6 protein-coding genes are annotated in these 18755 nt (G+C 59.3%); 4 read left to right on the forward strand and 2 right to left on the reverse strand.

Going from position 1 to position 18755, the window contains the following annotated elements:
• Nucleotides 1-3: 3 nt before the first annotated feature.
• From nagE to C4J88_RS21800, 3 genes are all read left to right on the forward strand, one after another.
• Nucleotides 4-1710, forward strand: a complete 1707-nt coding sequence (gene nagE / locus C4J88_RS21790) for an N-acetylglucosamine-specific PTS transporter subunit IIBC (protein WP_124408083.1) — start codon at nt 4-6, stop codon at nt 1708-1710.
• A 78-nt stretch (nt 1711-1788) separates the two neighbouring features.
• Nucleotides 1789-7788, forward strand: coding sequence for a membrane-targeted effector domain-containing toxin (locus C4J88_RS21795; protein WP_177412926.1), 6000 nt, complete (start codon nt 1789-1791; stop codon nt 7786-7788).
• 159 nt (nt 7789-7947) lie between these two features.
• Complete coding sequence (locus C4J88_RS21800) at nt 7948-12621, forward strand: dermonecrotic toxin domain-containing protein (protein ID WP_124408084.1); 4674 nt, start codon at nt 7948-7950, stop codon at nt 12619-12621.
• 65 nt (nt 12622-12686) lie between these two features.
• Here C4J88_RS21800 and C4J88_RS21805 read toward each other — a convergent pair whose 3' ends face one another.
• Nucleotides 12687-12998 carry a YqfO family protein gene (locus C4J88_RS21805; protein WP_124368244.1) on the reverse strand — a complete coding sequence of 104 codons (312 nt, stop codon included), beginning with the start codon at nt 12996-12998 and terminating at the stop codon, nt 12687-12689.
• A gap of 4 nt (nt 12999-13002) precedes the next feature.
• On the reverse strand, nt 13003-16899 hold the full coding sequence (purL, locus tag C4J88_RS21810; protein ID WP_124408669.1) for a phosphoribosylformylglycinamidine synthase: 3897 nt from the start codon (nt 16897-16899) through the stop codon (nt 13003-13005).
• 287 nt (nt 16900-17186) lie between these two features.
• Here purL and mltF point away from each other — a divergent pair, with 287 nt between their 5' ends.
• On the forward strand, nt 17187-18647 hold the full coding sequence (gene mltF / locus C4J88_RS21815; protein ID WP_124369020.1) for a membrane-bound lytic murein transglycosylase MltF: 1461 nt from the start codon (nt 17187-17189) through the stop codon (nt 18645-18647).
• The last annotated feature ends 108 nt before the right edge of the window (nt 18648-18755 follow it).

The raw sequence follows: 18755 nt of genomic DNA on the forward strand, positions 1-18755 counted from the left end.
GCCATGTATCAACATTTCATCGAAGGCCTGCAACGCCTGGGCCGCGCACTGATGCTGCCGATTGCGATCCTGCCGATCGCCGGCCTCTTGCTGCGACTGGGCGACACCGACTTGCTCAACATCGCGGTGATGCACGATGCCGGGCAGGCCATCTTCGCCAACCTGGCATTGATCTTCGCCATCGGCATCGCCGTGGGCTTTGCCCGCGACAATAACGGCACGGCCGGCCTGGCAGGGGCGATTGGCTATCTGGTGATGATCTCCACGCTCAAGGTGATGGACGCCTCCATCAACATGGGCATGCTCGCCGGTATCGCCAGTGGCCTGATGGCCGGTGGGCTGTATAACCGCTTCAAGGACATCAAGCTGCCGGAGTACCTGGCGTTCTTCGGCGGGCGGCGATTCGTGCCAATTGTCACAGGCTTTTCGGCTGTGGGACTGGGCGTGATTTTTGGCCTGATCTGGCCGCCGATCCAGCACGGCATCAACAGCTTCGGCGTGTTGCTGATGGAAAGCGGCAGCCTCGGCGCGTTTGTCTTCGGGGTATTCAACCGACTGTTGATCGTCACCGGTCTGCACCACATCCTCAACAACATGGCCTGGTTTGTGTTCGGCAGCTTCACCGATCCTGCAACCGGCGCGGTAGTGACCGGCGATCTGACCCGCTACTTTGCCGGCGACCCGAAAGGCGGCCAGTTCATGACCGGCATGTTCCCGGTGATGCTGTTCGGCTTGCCCGCCGCGTGCCTGGCGATGTACCGCAACGCCCTGCCGGAGCGCCGCAAGGTGATGGGCGGGATCTTCCTGTCGATGGCCCTGACCTCGTTTCTTACGGGGGTGACCGAGCCGATCGAATTCGCCTTCATGTTCCTCGCACCGTTCCTGTATCTGCTGCATGCGCTGCTGACCGGTCTGTCGATGGCCATTACCAACCTGCTGAACATTCACCTGGGCTTTACCTTCTCCGGTGGCTTCATCGACATGGTTCTCGGCTGGGGCAAGTCCACCAATGGCTGGCTGGTGATACCGGTGGGCCTGGCCTATGCGGTGGTCTACTACACCGTGTTTGATTTCTGTATCCGCCGCTTCAACCTGAAGACGCCCGGCCGTGAAGACATTCAGGTCGTGCAGACCGAAGCCATGACCGACAACCAGCGCGCCGGTGCCTACATTCGCGCCCTGGGCGGTGCCGCCAACCTGCTCAGTGTCGGTGCTTGCACCACGCGCCTGCGCCTGGACATGGTGGACCGTAACAAGGCCGTGGACGCCGAGCTCAAGGCCCTGGGTGCGATGGCGGTGGTTCGCCCCGGTAACGGCGGCAGCTTGCAGGTGGTAGTCGGGCCGATGGCTGACAGCATTGCCGACGAGATCCGCCTGGCGATGCCGACCTCCGGCAATACGCCGGCCCCGGTCGTGGCTACGCAACCTCCAACCTCGACCGTCGCAACCGCTCAGGCCGAGCAATGGCTGAGCGCCTTGGGTGGCAGCGACAATGTGCTGCAACTGGACTGCGTGGCCATGACCCGTATTCGCTTGCAACTGGCCGATGACCAGGCGCTGTCGGAGCAGCAGCTCAAGGCTCTGGGTTGCCAGGGTGTGAGTCAGCTCGACGGTGGTATCTGGCACCTGTTGGTGGGTGATTCGGCCCAGGGTTTAAGCGCCGCTCTCAAAGCGCTTTCCAGCCGCAGCTCGGTAGGCTCCAGCGTCTGACACCGCTACCTATCTACCGCCCGACCACGGGCACGACTCTCCATGCTGGACTCTTGTCCCAACATGGAGAGCGTTCCTGTGAGCACCACCACCCAGGCCGTTGAAGGCATCAAAGGCAATCTCAACCAGATCGGCAATCACCTGCTCAAGATCGAAAGACCGCTTCTGCCAGAGCAAAAAGCTTCAACCGAACTGGCTTATCTGGAAACACTGAACGGCGTCCTGAAAAGCTATCGGCAGCAGTTTCTGACCAAGAGCCGAGCGTTTTATCAAGCACTGGAGCCGCATGATTTACCGCAAAAACTTGCGCTGCTCAAGACGACGCTGAACGCTCATCTACAAGACCTCGATCTCTCCGAGCAGATCGGCGGTAAGTCACGCAAATCCTTCATGACCTATAACGCAGGCTTCACCGCGCTTGAGCATGAAGCCGCCCTCGGTGTCCGGGATCGCCTGTTACACCCGCTGGAACAGAAAATCCTCGAAAAGGTGTCGCGGGGACCAGCGCTACGTCCCGGCGTTTACGCACTGACTTTCCGCTACCAGGAACAGGTCGTCGAACTGGCCGGCGCCTTTGTACTCACCGAAAAATCCAGCCCGCTGGCGACCGACCTGTCGCCAGGCCAGGCAGTCGGCGCAGTGATGCTGTTCACCCCTGCGCATGGAATCGAATCATTCGACTCGCTGGATAAACTCAACAATCATTTGCTGCAAGGCATGGATGACACGGCTCAGCATCGCGACTTCATGAGTCTGCTGCCTATGCGCTATCACGCCCTGACACCCGCTGGGATCTGGCCGCTGGAACTGTCGCCCATAACCGATGAACCGCTGTTCGAACACACGTACAACGCCCTGATCGACAAACGCACCCAGGACATCGACCGAGCCTTGAGCCTGGTCGACAACCCGACACAAGACGCGGCGCAGTTGATCGATGCCCTTGATCTCGCCATCACCTGCGCCCTGCCCGACCTCAACGCCCGTCTGGAGTGGCGCGCTCAGCGCTTGCTGGAGCGCCACCTGCGCAACAGCGCCCCGGACTGGTATCGCAGCGCCAGCGAAACCCGGCGAGCCACCCTGGCCGAGCATCTGGCCCGCTATAACGAAGCGCGTCAGGACATGCTCGACCTGCTCAACCCTGTCGCCACGCCTGAAACCCTGGCCCGTTATCAACTGCTCGAACGCCTGAGCGATGACTTGGATATTCACCACCTGAACCCGGAACACCTGCAGGTCATCACCCGTCGCCATGTCTCCCCTATCGGCGAGTATGAACACGACCGCAATCTGATCGACCTGGCCCTGCGCGGCCTGCACACCGGTGATGAGCTGCCCGGTTCCGACTTCCTGGAAAAAACCACTCTCCTCTATAATGGCGCGCCCCTGCCCGAAGACTACGACGACCTGACACCGGCCTGGCTGGCGCAGCAGCTGAGCACACTGCAACCGCGCATCGCGTTTGGCGATATACAAATACAACTGCACAAGAAGCCCGAACTCAGACACGCCATCGAACAGATGCTCGATCAGCGGATCAACGCACTGGCCTATACCGCAGTGCTCCAGGGCCACCTGCGCGAGGACGACTTCCAACTGGTTCAAAGCCTGCGCCAGGGCAGCGATAGCCAACTGAGCGCCGCGACACTTTCACTTCATGAGGCACAACTTCAAGACTTGTGGGTATTGCGTCAGAGCGATGCCAGCGGCGTGGTCAAGCGCATGTTGCTGTGTACTCCCGAGGCGCCTCAAGAGCAGCAATTTCAAGCATTTGACAGCGAAATCGCCTGCCAGAACCATATCCTCGGCTGGAGCCTGGACAACGGCCACAGAGAACCGCCAGGCACGCTGACCGACTATCTGATCCAAAGGGTCCCCCTGCGTTTTCGCCCGGCCATGAAACGTGTCTTGAACGGCCTGAGCTTCAAGCCCCACGCCCAGGAATACAACGAGGTGGCTTTCAACAATATCGGCAGTCATGCCGATTGCCTCAAGGCAATGTCAGCCCACGTCTTGGCAACCCGTATCGACGACTACGCACTCGGCACACCGAACTGGTTTCGCTCCACCAGCACCGACAACCGCCGGAAACTGTTGCAACTGGCCGAAGATTCCCGCCACGCCTTGCGCATCTACAACGATTTGCCGTTGTCCGAAGCCCGCTACCCAAGCTTTTCCGACTACCTGCATGAACAGGCGAAAAAGAAGCTGAACGAGCTGCTGGGGCGCAGGCAAAACGATGTTGATCCCGATACGGTGTGGGCCTACTCACCTGCGGCAGTGCTGGGCAAGTTGACCCCACCCCCCCTGACTTACACTGAACTTTATCGCGACGGCTACAGCCACGGCGTGGGTTTTCTCGACCAGAAATTCTCTCGATCAGCCCGTTTCAAAGGCCCGCAAGGCATTGATATCAGCCCACTGACCGCCGAAAAGGTCGCACGCTCGGTCACTGGCGTGTGGATCGGCGCGCGCTACATCAACGAACTCAAAGCGAAATTGCTCGACAGGGCCAGTGCGGGCTACAGCTTTCGGCGTAACGCGACACTGGCCATCACCCAATTGCAGTTGCAAACCGCCGCCCTTGAAAGCCGCCTGCAAGGAGATATTGCCGACGTTGACCTGATATGGCTGAACCAAAGTATCGCCAGCATGGGCGAGACTTCGACACAAACACGCGGCAATTATGCGATCCACCGACTTCTGATCGACGGCGAATGGATCATCAATACCTACCTGTTCAGCCACGGCGATAACCCCGTGCTGCTCTACACACCGCAAGCGCCAGATGGCATCAGCTTTCGCGAGGCCCGGCAGTTCAACTACCTGCTGAAAAAGCTACCCGGCATGATCACCTACCTCACCAGCCGCGTCGGTGTGCCGTCCCGGACACGCGTGCGCACATTCCTGGAGGAAGCGCAAAAACAGCTGCCTGAAAACCTGGATAAAACCACCGCCAGCCCAGCGCGTTACGACTCGACCCGCGCCATACCTCCAGTACTTGACCTGCGCCGGCTGCTGTATGACATGAAGCTGCAGCGCAAAATCGATGACGTGCAAGCAACCACCGTCAATCGTACCCAAATGATCGCCGGCATCCTGTGGACCTGCGTGGAGTGGGTGAGCGCCGTTGCCACGGCCCCGTTTCCGGTGCTGAGCCTGAGTTTGGGGATGCTGCTGGCTTTCAAGGACGGCATGCTGGCCTTGCACGCTTACCATCAGGGCGATGACGCAGGTGCCCTGGAACACTTGATAGGCTATCTGCTCAACAGTGCCGGCGCAGCCTTCACCGATCTGCGCCCGGCCCTCGCATCACTGAAGCAGCTAAGCAAACCGGCCTTGCGCCAGGTCGCGAAAAGAGCCCCACAGAACCCGGTCATGAAGCTGATCCAGCAATTGGAACCTGCGCCACTCCCAACCGCTGACATGCAAAGAGTGCTGTTTGACAGCGAATTCCTTTGGGCCAAAAAGACGCCGGATGAGATCGGTCGCTACTTGTTGTATCGCCTCGACCCGATCAGCGGGCAACTGGTCTCTACCACCCGTGTGGCAGCGCCAAACGCACAAGGGGTCTGGACACGTACCGGCGTCACTGGCGGAGCACCCAAGTATGAAAAACTGCCTGAAGCACCTGACACGCTGAAAAACTATGAGATGCCAGCCAAACACTGGCGCGATGTTGAACGCGTACTGGACCCGGACATCGGTGCCGCCATGCAGCAACGCGCAGATGAGTGGTTCAGCGATCCTGGCCTGCTCCCCAGTGTCGCCGCAGCACAGCTGGCACCTGCACTCAACATTTATAAACAACAAGTCGAACGTTTGACGAAGGACGCCCAGAATTTCTTCAAATACCTCGACCCTCTTGCGCCACGAGCCGACGCCCTTGCTGTCGAGGCCAACACTCAGTTCCCACAATTGATTGCCAGCGATGCCTTTGCCGCAAACCAGAACCTGGTCATCGGCGCGGTCCCCGGCTCTATCGCCAGCAAGCAATTGCTGATTGAGCAGATGGATGCGTTGATCGAAAACGGTTTCAAGCGTCTCTATGTGGAATACCTGCCCGGCGATGTGTTTCGACCCAAGCTGGAGAAGCTTAATCGCGGCAAATCATGGAAGCATATTGAGCGGCACTTGAAGAACTGCGACAAAACCGTGGGCTTCGCCGAGAACGCCGAATACTCCTACCTGGCCCTGGTACGCAAGGCGCGCGAGAAGGGCATCAAGATCAAGGCGCTGGACGCCTCGACCTCCTACCACCTGGAGGATGCCCTGCAAATGGGCGATACCTCCCCGACCACGCCGCGGGACAACGCCATCAGAAACTTCTACTCCCACCGCGCCATCGAAGCGGATGCCCTCACCGAGCCCGACGAGCGCTGGGTTGCACTCGTGGATTCATCCCGCCTGCGTACGTTCAATGAAACACCTGGCCTGGCGGACCTGCAAAATGCCGTCGCCCTGCGGGTTGAGGACGTCGGCCCGAACCAGCCCGTGGGTATCTGGACAGACACCCCCGGATCGATACCGGGTGACCCGTCAGCCAGGGGAGACTATCGGATGACACTGCAAACACCCTACAAAGCGCCCGCCCCTATCGAGCCGAAGGCTGGCGGCGTCAGCGCAGGACAAGTCGACCCGGTGGCCGGCACATCATCCTCGGTGCTCAATGCCAACGAGTTTGACATCCCTGTCTCCATGAGAGATGAAATTATTCGCCTGGATTACAGCAGCCGCCGTGGCCTGGATCCCGTTTACCGTCCTCGTGGCGGGGTAAAGGGGGCTGCTTTCGACACCTTTATCGAGGCGCGAACCCGGCTGCACGCCAAGGCTGAAGAGTTCTTTACCGACTACACGGCCCCCTCTCGACCGACGTTGCCCACCATAACGGACAACACCACACCTGAATCCTTTCTGGAACAGATCAGCGACAGTTCCTTGCCAGGGCTTGTGCTGGGTGAACCCCACGGCATGGAGTCGAGCAAAAAACTGCTGATAACACAGATGGAAACCATCAAGAAATTGGGTTTCAAGACACTCTATGTCGAACATCTGTATACCGACCTTCATCAGGCCGAACTGGAGGTGTTTCTCAAAACCCAACAGCTTCCTGACAACCTCAAGAGATACCTGAAACAACAGGACATAGGCCACATGCACTTCCGTCATGCCGGCCCTCACACCTACACAGAGGTCTACCAAGCCGCCAGCAAATACGGCATCCGTATCAGAGCCCTGGACTGCGTCGCCAGCTATAACCTCAAGGGAATGCCCGACGACGCCCGGACCAAGATGTTCAATTATTTTGCCTCACGGGTCATACACGCTGACCAGGCGGCGCATGGGCCGCATAAATGGATCGCTTTCGTCGGCAACTCACATGCCAATTACTACGCAGGGGTACCTGGGCTGGCAGAGTTACTGGAGGCGGTCAGCCTGAACGTCCGTGATGTCGCGCCTGGCCTGGGCAAAAAAATTCACCTCGGTCACTGGGAAACACTGGATAGCATAAAGGGCCGGAGCGCATTGCGTAACGACTTCAAACTGGAGGAGGTCATTGTCGGACAGCCAGCACGTATCCCCGATGTTCCTGTCGACAGGTCAACGTTGAATGACCCGCGCCACTACCTGATCGAACGCCTATCGGACCCTGAGACCAATCTGCTGCGCTACTCCGACGCGCAGGGCATCATCTCTACGCCTATTCAGATAGACGATACCGGTCTGTTCTTTATTGATCTGGAGGGTATGGCCCATGAGCGCTTCAAATACCAGAAAGACCTGATCTACAAAGTGACAATGGACCTGCAACTGACGCCGGCGCCTGTTGTACCTGCAAAAAGGACATGGTTGAAAAAAACCGGGCACTACGTGATCGAACGGCCATCGGAAACCGAGGCTAATTTGATACACCTCTCCCGTAACGATGGCGTTATGGTCACAGCCATTCAGAAAGACGATGCAGGGAAGTATTTTATTACTCGATGGAATATGGAGCAGCGACGCTTCGACTCCGAGGACGCCCTGATCAAGTCACTCCAAATATATCCAGGTCTGAGACCCGCACCAGCACCGTAACCTGCTTTTTCGATTGCTCTCCGCTGTCTGGAGAGCAATCGTCGGCAACATCGACCCTACAAATATCCGCCATCTGCGCCTTTGCCGAGTATCTATCTACCGCTCGATGCGCTATCCGCCCGTCTACGTTAGACGCATCAACCAACAGGGAAGATTGGCATGCGCACTACGTTAGAACTCTCTCCAGCGATTCAACAGGCCAGCGCATCACGCGACTATCTATCACCATTATTTGCCGCCCGACCGCGGCTGACGGCGGTGGCTCAGTCATTGCTCCAGGAGTGGATCAAGGACTGGGCCATGGGCAACTCGTTACAAGCGAGCGACCTGTGGGTGGGGGTGCAAAGGGAGGGCGAGGGACCAGGCTTCACTCAGCTTCAAACCTTGAGTGATGCCCTGATTCGGCGCTGCATGAGTCGAGAGCCGTTGAATTACACGCCTGGGCACCATCGTTTGCTAGCCAGTTCGACAACCTCGGGACCGGTGTCAACGACGGGGACCGAAGCCGTGTCGATTGACGACATCGAACTCATGCTCAACACCTTGGCACCCGAGTTGGGAAAGGCGTTTACCTCCCATTTGGTAGCGTATTGGAACGCTGCAGTGCCTGCGAATGCCTCACTGACACGCTGGCGGGCCGTAAGCAATCATCTGCACTTGGGTTTACAGCGGGCACGGCAGAATCCGCCGTTAAACGCGTTGGAGCGGGAGATGCTGTTGGGGGACGAGGCGTACGTCACACGTCAGGCAAACCGCACAGGAACGACGTGGGACAGTAACGGGCTGCGGTTCTATCAGGTGTATGCCGCCAGTGAAGGGCAACCCGGCCAGTGGCCTCCCCTGCTGGTACTGCGCCGACAGGTAAACCAGCAGGAGGTTGTCCTCGTCTACATCCCGCCCATTCAGCTGTTGAAACTCGATCAATTGGCGGATGTGGGCGCCTTGCTACCCCGCTATATGAGTGAATACACCCCGGGGCTGTCGATCCAGTGGGTCCTCAAGGAGATTGATAGCAACCCCTTCGATTACCTGGCGCAAAGCCTGTTGGAAAAGCAACTCAGGGACTTGGCCCGCATTGACTGGTCGCAATACGCCGAAATCGCCGACTATGAGCAACTGTTCAAGGACCTCACCGACCCACTGGCCTGGTTCGATCCCGACCGCAACACCCGGTTGATCAATGAGGAGCAACTACCTCTCTGGTTGCAGACCGCCTCGACCGCTGATCGCCTCACCTATGGTCAGTTGCTTTCCCGACTGACTCAGGTGCAACAACGCACAGCCGGGGCCGGATTCATGGATGGGCTTGACCCGATTGATGTGTATGCCCGCAAGGCCCTGCAACGCCAGATGGCGCTGGATTATCCACAGGAAGTACTCATTAACCCGGACGACTACCGGCTGACCTTTACCCGAACCCAGGGTGGGACGGTGGGCTGGACGCAGCAAACTGTTCTGACCCTGACGCAATCTGCGCTGGAAAACCCTTTCGCCACGCCCTATGCCCGTGTAGAGATCAGCAATCAGGCAGAACCCGGTTACGTACCCGATTGGTGGATCAAGCCGACCTACCTCAAGAAACTGATCGAAACCGTCAATGTAGGCCGGCACTATCCGGCACTCCTCAAGGACCGCTTGATTATGAACGCTGTCGAGTCCGGTCGGCGCCGGCGGTTGTTTATCGACCAAATGACCGTCCAGTTGCCCTTGCAGGCGCTGGAGTATTGCCTCAGCAAGCGGCAAGGCGTCACGTTTTCCGGCTTTCAGGTAGTCCGGGCGCTGCTGGCGGATGAACCGGCACAGCGTCAGGTCGACGGCGAAGCCATCGTCGTGCGCCCCCTGGCATTCCTGACCCACGAGGGAAGTGCTGCACACAGGGCCGGCAATATGTTTGTGATTGGCCCCCGTGACAACAGCACGCTGCCGCATATTCTCTATCGCCCTGGCCACACTGAAGCCCTGCGCCAATTTCCCAGCCGGGAAGCACTGCTCCAGGCAATTGCTCAAGGCGATAGCACATTACAAGGGGCGGTATTGGAGAGCTTCTCCGAGCAAGATCGAGCGTTGTTCCGTAACGGCGGGTTTATGCAGCCCCACACCCAGCGCTTTCTGCAAGGCGATGAACATGAGCCGTTATATACCCCCAGCCCGGTATTGCTCAGTGATACACCCGTGTCGGGGGATTTCCTGGCCAGCGTATTTGATGAAAACGCCAGGAGCCTGTGGCAGCGCGCGGAAAAACAGTCGACCTCCAATGAAGCGTTGCGCTGGACACTCTTCACGAATGATCTATGGCAGGTGTTCGGCGCCTTTTTACCGCTGATAAGGGGCCTGGTGGCGACGGCTGGATGGCTGTACACATTGCTGAGCAGCCTGCACACGTACGTGAGATTACCGCAAGAGGCTGATCCAACAGCCCGGGCCGATGCACTGGCAGAGCTGCTCTCCAGTGTATCGGCGTTGCTGCTCAATCATGCACTGACGCTGGACGAGCGCCTGGCGGTGAATCCCGCAAAAATGCCCATCAGGCCCAGACTTATAGAAAGCGACTTCAGTCCGCCCGTGCTTCATAAAAAAACTCCATCGACAATTGCGTGGCAGCCTCTGCATGCAGACATAACAGAAATGAATTTGTCCTGGTCCGATCCATCCGGTCAACCGACGGGGAGGCTGAAAACAGCATTGGAAACCTTCAAGTGGCGACCGGCCGCGGGTGAACAGTCGCCGGACATTCTCAAAAACGTTGAAAGAACCGGGCCACTGAGAGGTCTGGTCAGCAGACCCGTTACCGGAGCTGAGCCGCATCATCTCGCAGTCCTTCAAGGGGCACTGTACGCCGTCAAGAAGTTCGAGGGGTGTTTACGAGTGGTCGACCTCAAACAACCGGGACGCTGGGGCCCTTGGATCAGGCGCAATAACAGGGGGGTGTGGACCATTGATTTGCAAATGCGCTTGCGAGGCGCTGGGCCGAAAAAAACAGTGGCGGCCCGGCGAGCGCAAATCCAGCACTACAATCAAGAGCTGCAAAACAAATACCACGATGTGACAGCCCGGTTGATGACGGCTGAACGGGCCGTGCAGATAGCCTCCACACTCAATGAAAACCCCGCGCTTTCCATACAGCAACGGCCGGCAATCAGGGCAAGCCTCGTCAGCAAGCTCGAGGAACAGATGCGTTTTCAATTTGAGAAGTTGGATCTGCTGTACGCAAAAAACCACAACCAGCCCCTCCCCGGGTTCGAGCAGGAACTGATACAGCAACAGGAAGCCCTGGTAGACAACCTCCGGCATCAAATGGCTGTAGTCATTCAGGAGCGCCACGACGCTGCTCCGTCGAAAGCCGTTCAGAATCAGTGGCTGGCACAACTCGATGAGACCGACGAGGGCACCGCCCAGGCGGCTCATAAAAACATACAGGACTACCTGGGCAAGGTTGCGGGTTTTAACGACCGACTGATTGAGTTGAGCACGCTGGAAAAAAACAACCTGCAGCAGCTGATGTCCGTCCCCGGTTTTGATCTGTCACGCAGCACGTTGGCACAGGATCCAGTACAGGCAGCACCGCTTGACTGGATGTTCGCACAATTGGACGTATACAAGAGCCTGATTTTGAGGCGGCCGCCGCTGCCCGAGGAGTTTGATGATTTTGTGCACCTCAAGCAGTTATGCGACAGCGTGATGCTGGCCACCGCGTCGCAAAAGTACGTGCAAGCCCCTGGCCTCGTCTCGCCTGAGCTACGGATTAGCGGGCTTGAAAAACTCATTCATGAGTACACGGATACCCAGTCCTGGCTGATTTACTATAAGCAGGCCCAATCGGGACTGATAGACCCTGAGCATTTAATGGGGCTCTGGCGCCAGATCGACAAAGTAAGGCAGATGGCGGAACAGAATCTGGCCTTAGCCATCAGTGAGCAATCGCACATCCCTGAACGGCAACCGACACCAACTCCGAGCCTGAGCCCAGGCAAGCGAGTGATACGTGACCGTATACAGCGGGTCTGGGTCGGCCAGGAGCGCGAGCGCACCCCGGAGTTGGACGTAGAAATCATGGATGTTATCGGACCTGTCGATAACCAGCCGGTGATCAGTTTTCGCAAGAACGCTACGACGGAGGAGTGGGAGGAGAATATCGAGCCCAAAAAACCGTCCTTCAGACCCGCTCGGTCGCTGAAAAAACTGCTGGCTGACGCAAGAGATTTGCTGTCCAAGGCCCCCTCCACGATAAGTCGAGAGCAAAAAGAATCACTGAAGTCCAAAACACCAAACAGTACCGAGGCACACCTGGCTCGCCTGGCCGACGCAATGGATGAGGTGGCAGGGAAAATTCGTGACATCTGGGCGCAAGATCCTGCAAGAAAAAAAGCGGCCGACGAACAGCTGGTCGATAAGCTGACCCAGGAGGCCACCGGCCTGCGGGAGCAAGGTCGATTGCTTCGAGTTGCCATCATCGAGCGCAATCTACCTAACGAAGCGGGGATTGAATACTTGAAGGCTCAAGGGGAAATCGACATTTCCCTTATAGAAGGACGGGTCAAACTCAAGTCAGAAAACGACTACCTGCAAGAGTATGTGATTCATAAAAAAAACCGGCAGGTGCTGGCCTATGCTCACTTCCACTATTCAGCGGCTGATACCGCCAACCCTCAGTTCAACGCCGCCCATCTGAAATTGCCGGAACAGCGCTACCTGAGCTTTGCTAGCCTGGCCGTACAACCGAAGGAGAATATTCTCCCAATCTACTACAGCCGTATCAGCCCCAGGCTGGCCGAACCGCTGTTTCTGAGCGTCACTCGTTCAATCAAGCGCCACGGGAGGAAGGACTATTGGTAAATGACGCCTAATAAAAAACCACTGGCCAATCAGGCCAGTGGTTTTTTGTTTTTACAGCTACCGGATCAAAAATCCGCCAACTGCCACACCTCATACGCGGGTGTTTCATAGGGATGATTGAGCTTCAACGCGGCCACTACCGCCACGATCAACTCATCCGCCACTACCAATTCAACTTTCCATTCCTGGACCACTTCAACCTGCCCGACCTGACCGATAAACGGCTGGCTGCCGTCCATTGGCCGGAACTGGCCGCGGCCCAGCACCTGCCAGGCGCAGCTGTCGTAGGTGCCGATGCGCCCGCCGCCGGCGGCGAAGACGGCGGTTTTCACCGTCTCCACATGGCTGTCGGGAACAAAGAAGGCAAGCTTGTACACCGCCTTAGTTCACCCACACGCGAGCGTTACGGAACATGCGCATCCAGGCGCCGTCTTCGTTCCACTCTTCCGGGCGCCACGAGTTCTGCACGGCGCGGAATACGCGCTCCGGGTGCGGCATCATGATGGTCACGCGGCCGTCGCGGCTGGTCAGGCCGGTGATCCCGCGCGGCGAGCCGTTCGGGTTGGCCGGGTAGTTCTCGGTGACCTTGCCGTGGTTGTCGACGAAACGCAGGGCCACGGTGCCGGACAGGTCGGCTTCGAGCAGGGCTTCTTCGCTGGCGAACTCGGCATGGCCTTCGCCGTGGGCGATGGCGATCGGCATGCGCGAACCGGCCATGCCTTGCAGGAAGATCGAGTTGGACTCCTGCACCTGCACCATGGCGACACGGGCTTCGAACTGCTCGGAACGGTTACGCACAAAGTGCGGCCAGAACTCGCTGCCCGGGATCAGTTCGCTGAGGTTGGACATCATCTGGCAACCGTTGCACACACCCAGGGTGAAGCTGTCGTTGCGCTCGAAGAAGCCCTGGAACGCATCGCGGGCACGGCTGTTGAACAGGGCCGACTTGGCCCAGCCTTCACCGGCACCCAACACGTCGCCGTAGGAGAAACCACCGCAGGCCACCAGACCTTTGAACTCATTGAGGTCAACGCGACCGGCGAGGATGTCGCTCATGTGCACGTCGATCGCATTGAAGCCGGCACGGTCGAACGCCGCCGCCATTTCCACCTGGCCGTTGACGCCCTGCTCGCGCAGTACGGCAACCTGTGGGCGAATGCCTTTCTTGATGTAGGGCGCAGCGATGTCCTGGTTGACGTCGAAGCTGAGCATGGTGCTCAGGCCCGGGTTGTCTTCTTCCAGGACCACGTCGAATTCCTGCTCGGCGCAGTCGGCGTTGTCGCGCAGGCGCTGGATCTGGTAGCTGGTCTCGGCCCACTGGCGTTGCAGCAGGCGGCGCTGGCCGGTAAAGACCGTGTCACCGTTGAACGAGATATTCACTTCGCCGTTGTTGATCGGCTGACCGATCACCGCCACGCACTCGGCCAGGCCAGCGGCGCTGAACTGTGCCAGAACGTCTGGAGTCGCGTCCTGACGCACCTGGATCACCGCACCCAACTCTTCGTTGAACAGGATGCCGTTGATTTCGGCAGCATCCTCGGCAACGCTGTCGAGCACGATGTTCAGGCCGCAGTGACCGGCAAACGCCATCTCGACCACGCTGGTCAGCAAGCCGCCGTCGGAACGGTCGTGGTAAGCCAGCAGGTGGCCGTCGGCATTGAGGCCCTGGATCACGGCGAAGAAGGCTTTCAGGTCTTCAGCGTCGTCGACATCCGGCGCGTGCTTGCCGAGCTTGCCGTGGGTCTGCGCCAGGATCGAGGCGCCCATGCGGTTCTGGCCACGGCCCAGGTCGATCAGGATCAGGTCGGTGGTGCCCTTGTCCATGCGCAGTTGCGGGGTCAGGGTCTGGCGAATATCGGTGACCGGTGCGAACCCGGTAACGATCAGCGACAGCGGCGAGGTGACGCTCTTGTCGGTGCCGTCTTCATTCCAGCGAGTGGCCATGGACATGGAGTCCTTGCCCACCGGAATGGTGATCCCCAGTTCAGGGCACAGCTCCATGCCGACGGCCTTGACGGTGTCGTACAGGCGCGCGTCTTCACCGGGGTGGCCGGCAGCGGACATCCAGTTGGCCGACAGCTTGATGTCGGACAGCTTGCCGATGCGCGAGGCCGCAATGTTAGTGAGGGTTTCGCCGATGGCCATGCGGCCCGACGCCGGCGCGTCCAGCAAGGCCAGCGGCGTGCGTTCGCCCATGGCCATGGCTTCACCGGTGTAGACGTCGAAGCTGGTGGCGGTGACGGCAACGTCGGCCACCGGTACCTGCCACGGGCCGACCATTTGGTCACGGGCCACCAGGCCGGTGATGGTGCGGTCGCCGATGGTGATCAGGAAGCTTTTGCTCGCCACGGCCGGGTGGTGCAGCACGCGTTCGATGCTGTCGGCCAGTTCCAGGGCGCTTGGGTCGAAATCATCGCCCAGCTCGGCTTCACGTACCGCCGAACGGTGCATGCGCGGGGCTTTGCCCAGCAGCACTTCCAGCGGCATGTCCACCGGGCTGTTGCCGAAGTGGCTGTCGGTCACCGTCAGCTGCGGCTCGGCAGTGGCTTCGCCGACCACGGCAAACGGGCAGCGCTCGCGCTCGCAGATGGCCTGGAAGCGCGCAAAGTCTTCAGGGCCGACCGCCAGTACGTAACGTTCCTGGGATTCGTTGCTCCAGATTTCGTGCGGGGCCATGCCCGGCTCGTCGTTTGGAATGTTGCGCAGTTCGAAACGGCCACCGCGCTCGCCATCGTTGACCAGTTCCGGGAACGCGTTGGACAAGCCACCGGCACCGACGTCGTGGATGAAGCTGATCGGGTTCTTGTCACCCAATTGCCAGCAACGGTCGATGACTTCCTGGCAGCGACGCTCCATCTCCGGGTTTTCGCGCTGTACCGAGGCGAAGTCGAGGTCGGCCGAGCTGGTGCCGGTGGCCATGGAGGAAGCCGCGCCGCCGCCCAGGCCGATCAGCATCGCCGGGCCGCCGAGCACGATCAGCTTGGAGCCGACCAGAATCTCGCCTTTCTTGACGTGTTCTTCACGGATGTTGCCCATGCCGCCGGCCAACATGATCGGCTTGTGGTAGCCGCGCACTTCGTCGCCACGCGGGGTGGTGATGGATTGTTCGAAGGTACGGAAGTAGCCGGTCAATGCCGGGCGCCCGAATTCGTTGTTGAACGCGGCGCCGCCGAGCGGGCCTTCGATCATGATGTCCAGCGCGGTGACGATGCGCTCGGGCTTGCCGTACGGCACTTCCCACGGCTGTTCGAAGCCTGGAATCTGCAGGTTGGACACGGTGAAACCAGTGAGGCCCGCCTTGGGCTTGGCGCCACGGCCGGTAGCGCCTTCGTCGCGGATCTCGCCGCCGGAACCGGTAGCTGCGCCGGGGAACGGGGCAATCGCAGTCGGGTGGTTGTGGGTCTCGACCTTCATCAGGATGTGCACCGGTTCCTGCACCGCGCCGTACTGGCGGGTTTCAGGGTCCGGGAAGAAGCGGCCGGCGACGGAGCCGACGATCACCGAGGCATTGTCCTTATAAGCCGACAGAACCCCTTCGCTGTGCATCACGTAGGTGTTCTTGATCATGCCGAACAGGCTTTTTTCCTGGCTTTGGCCGTCGATGTCCCAACTGGCGTTGAAGATCTTGTGACGGCAATGCTCGGAGTTGGCCTGCGCAAACATCATCAGCTCGATGTCGTGCGGGTTGCGCTTCAAGCCGATGAAAGCGTTGACCAGGTAGTCGATCTCGTCTTCGGCCAGGGCCAGGCCCAATTCGGTGTTGGCCTTCTCGAGGGCGGCGCGGCCACCGCCCAGCACGTCAATCGCGGTCAGCGGCTTGGGTTCGGCGTGGCTGAACAGGCCGGCAGCCTGTTCCAACTGGCTGACGATGATCTGGGTCATGCGGTCGTGCAGGCTGCTGGCGATCAGCTCGGCCTCGGCGTCGCTGAACTGCCCGGCAACGTAGAACGCGATACCACGCTCCAGGCGCTGGATGCTCGAAAGGCCGCAGTTACGGGCGATGTCGCTGGCCTTGCTCGACCAGGGCGAGATGGTACCGAACCGTGGCAGAACCAGGAACAAGCGGCCGGTCGGCTCTTGAACGGGAACGCTGGGGCCGTACTTCAGAAGGCGTGCGAGCACTTGCTGTTCGTCGGCGGTCAAGACGCCGGCTACGTCGGCGAAGTGAGCAAATTCAGCATACAAGCCTGTAACAGCTGGAACCTTCTGGCTCAGTTGCTTGAGGAGTTTGCTGTGGCGAAAGGCAGAAAGGGCAGGAGCGCCGCGCAGGATCAACATCTTCGGGACAGCCTCGGGAAGGGGGTGTGCTTTGAGGCCGTGCATTCTAGCGTAAACCTTCGCCAACGGCACCCGAAACGCTACCGTTGGCCGCTGCCGAACGTCAGTTGGCACGGTTTGCACGGGGCCCTGGGGTGTTCCCCGGCACCGGGCGCAGATATTTTAACCGTCACAATCGGGCGCCAAGCCACGTTTCTGCGGGGTGCAGCACAGTTTTGGCGGCGCTAGCAGACAAGTCCACCGCTGTCGAGATATGGCGCCGTGGGCCGTTTGCGTATACTGCGCAGATGTTCTCCCCAACTGTTTTGCGCCCGCGATGCGCCAAATGGCTCATCGCCACCGGACTCTTCCTGATGCTCAGCGCCTGTGTTGATAAACCCAGCACGCTCGAGCGAATCAAGGAGGATGGCGTATTGCGGGTGGTTACCCGGAACAGCCCGGCGACGTATTTCCAGGACCGCAACGGTGAAACCGGTTTCGAATACGAGCTGGTCAAGCGCTTTGCCGATGACCTGGGCGTTACGCTTAAAATCGAAACCGCCGACAATCTCGATGACCTGTTCGGTCAGCTGGGCAAGCCCAACGGCCCGGTGCTGGCCGCCGCCGGCCTGGTCAGCAGCGAACAGCGCCAGCAACAGGTGCGCTTCTCTCACCCGTACCTCGAAGTCACGCCGCAGATCATCTACCGCAACGGCCAATCGCGGCCCACCAACGCGGCGGATCTGGTCGGCAAGAAGATCATGGTACTCAAGGGCAGCACCCACGCCGAGCAGTTGGCGGCGCTGAAAAAGCAGAACCCTGCCATCGAATACGAAGAGTCCGACGCCGTCGAGGTGGTCGACCTGCTGCGCATGGTCGACGAAGGGCAAATCGACCTGACCCTGGTGGACTCCAACGAAGTCGCCATGAACCAGGTGTACTTCCCCAACGTGCGCGTGGCGTTCGACCTGGGCAACGCCAGCAACCAGAGCTGGGCCGTGGCCGCCGGTGAAGACAACAGCCTGCTCAACGAAATCAATAGTTACCTGGACAAGGTCGAGAAGAACGGCACCCTCCAGCGTCTGAAAGATCGCTATTACGGGCACGTCGATGTACTCGGCTACGTCGGCGCCTATACCTTCGCCCAGCATCTGCAGCAGCGCCTGCCCAAGTATGAGAAGCACTTTCGCGCCTACGCCAAGGAAGAAAAGGTCGATTGGCGACTATTGGCGGCCATCGGCTATCAGGAATCGCTGTGGCAACCTGCGGTCACCTCCAAGACCGGCGTGCGCGGCTTGATGATGCTGACCCAGAACACCGCCCAGGCGATGGGCGTGTCCAACCGCCTGGATGCCAGGCAAAGCATCATGGGCGGCGCCAAGTACCTGGCCAAGATCAAGGACGAGCTGGACGACAAGATCGCCGAGCCCGACCGCACCTGGTTTGCCCTCGCCGCCTACAACGTCGGCACCGGCCACCTGGACGACGCGCGGCTGCTGGCGAAGAAGGAAGGCCTGAACCCGAACAAGTGGCTGGACGTGAAGAAAATGCTACCGCGCCTGTCGCAGAAGCAGTGGTACAGCAAGACGCGCTACGGTTATGCCAGGGGCGGCGAGCCGGTGCATTTTGTGGCGAACATCCGGCGCTACTACGACATCCTGACCTGGGTGACCCAGCCGCAGCTGGAAGGTAACCAGGTGGTCGAAGGCAATTTGCATGTGCCGGGTGTGGATAAGACCAAGCCGCCGGAAGACACCCCGCAGCTCTGATGATCGTTCCCAGGCAGCGTGTGAGAATGATCAATAAAAATATTGGTTTGGCTTTCTGTAGAAGCGAGCTTGCTCGCGTTAACGATTACGCAGCAATACTGGTTTAAC

Origin of the sequence: Pseudomonas sp. R4-39-08, from assembly GCF_003852275.1 — a bacterium.
Classification (GTDB): Bacteria; Pseudomonadota; Gammaproteobacteria; order Pseudomonadales; family Pseudomonadaceae; genus Aquipseudomonas.

Bases quoted from the DNA above. Each gene is read 5' to 3' on its own strand.
- nagE (WP_124408083.1), top strand. From the start codon at position 4: ATGTATCAACATTTCATCGAAGGCCTGCAACGCCTGGGCCGCGCACTG.
- C4J88_RS21800 (WP_124408084.1), top strand. From the start codon at position 7,948: ATGCGCACTACGTTAGAACTCTCTCCAGCGATTCAACAGGCCAGCGCA.
- purL (WP_124408669.1), bottom strand. From the start codon at position 16,899: ATGTTGATCCTGCGCGGCGCTCCTGCCCTTTCTGCCTTTCGCCACAGC.
- mltF (WP_124369020.1), top strand. From the start codon at position 17,187: ATGTTCTCCCCAACTGTTTTGCGCCCGCGATGCGCCAAATGGCTCATC.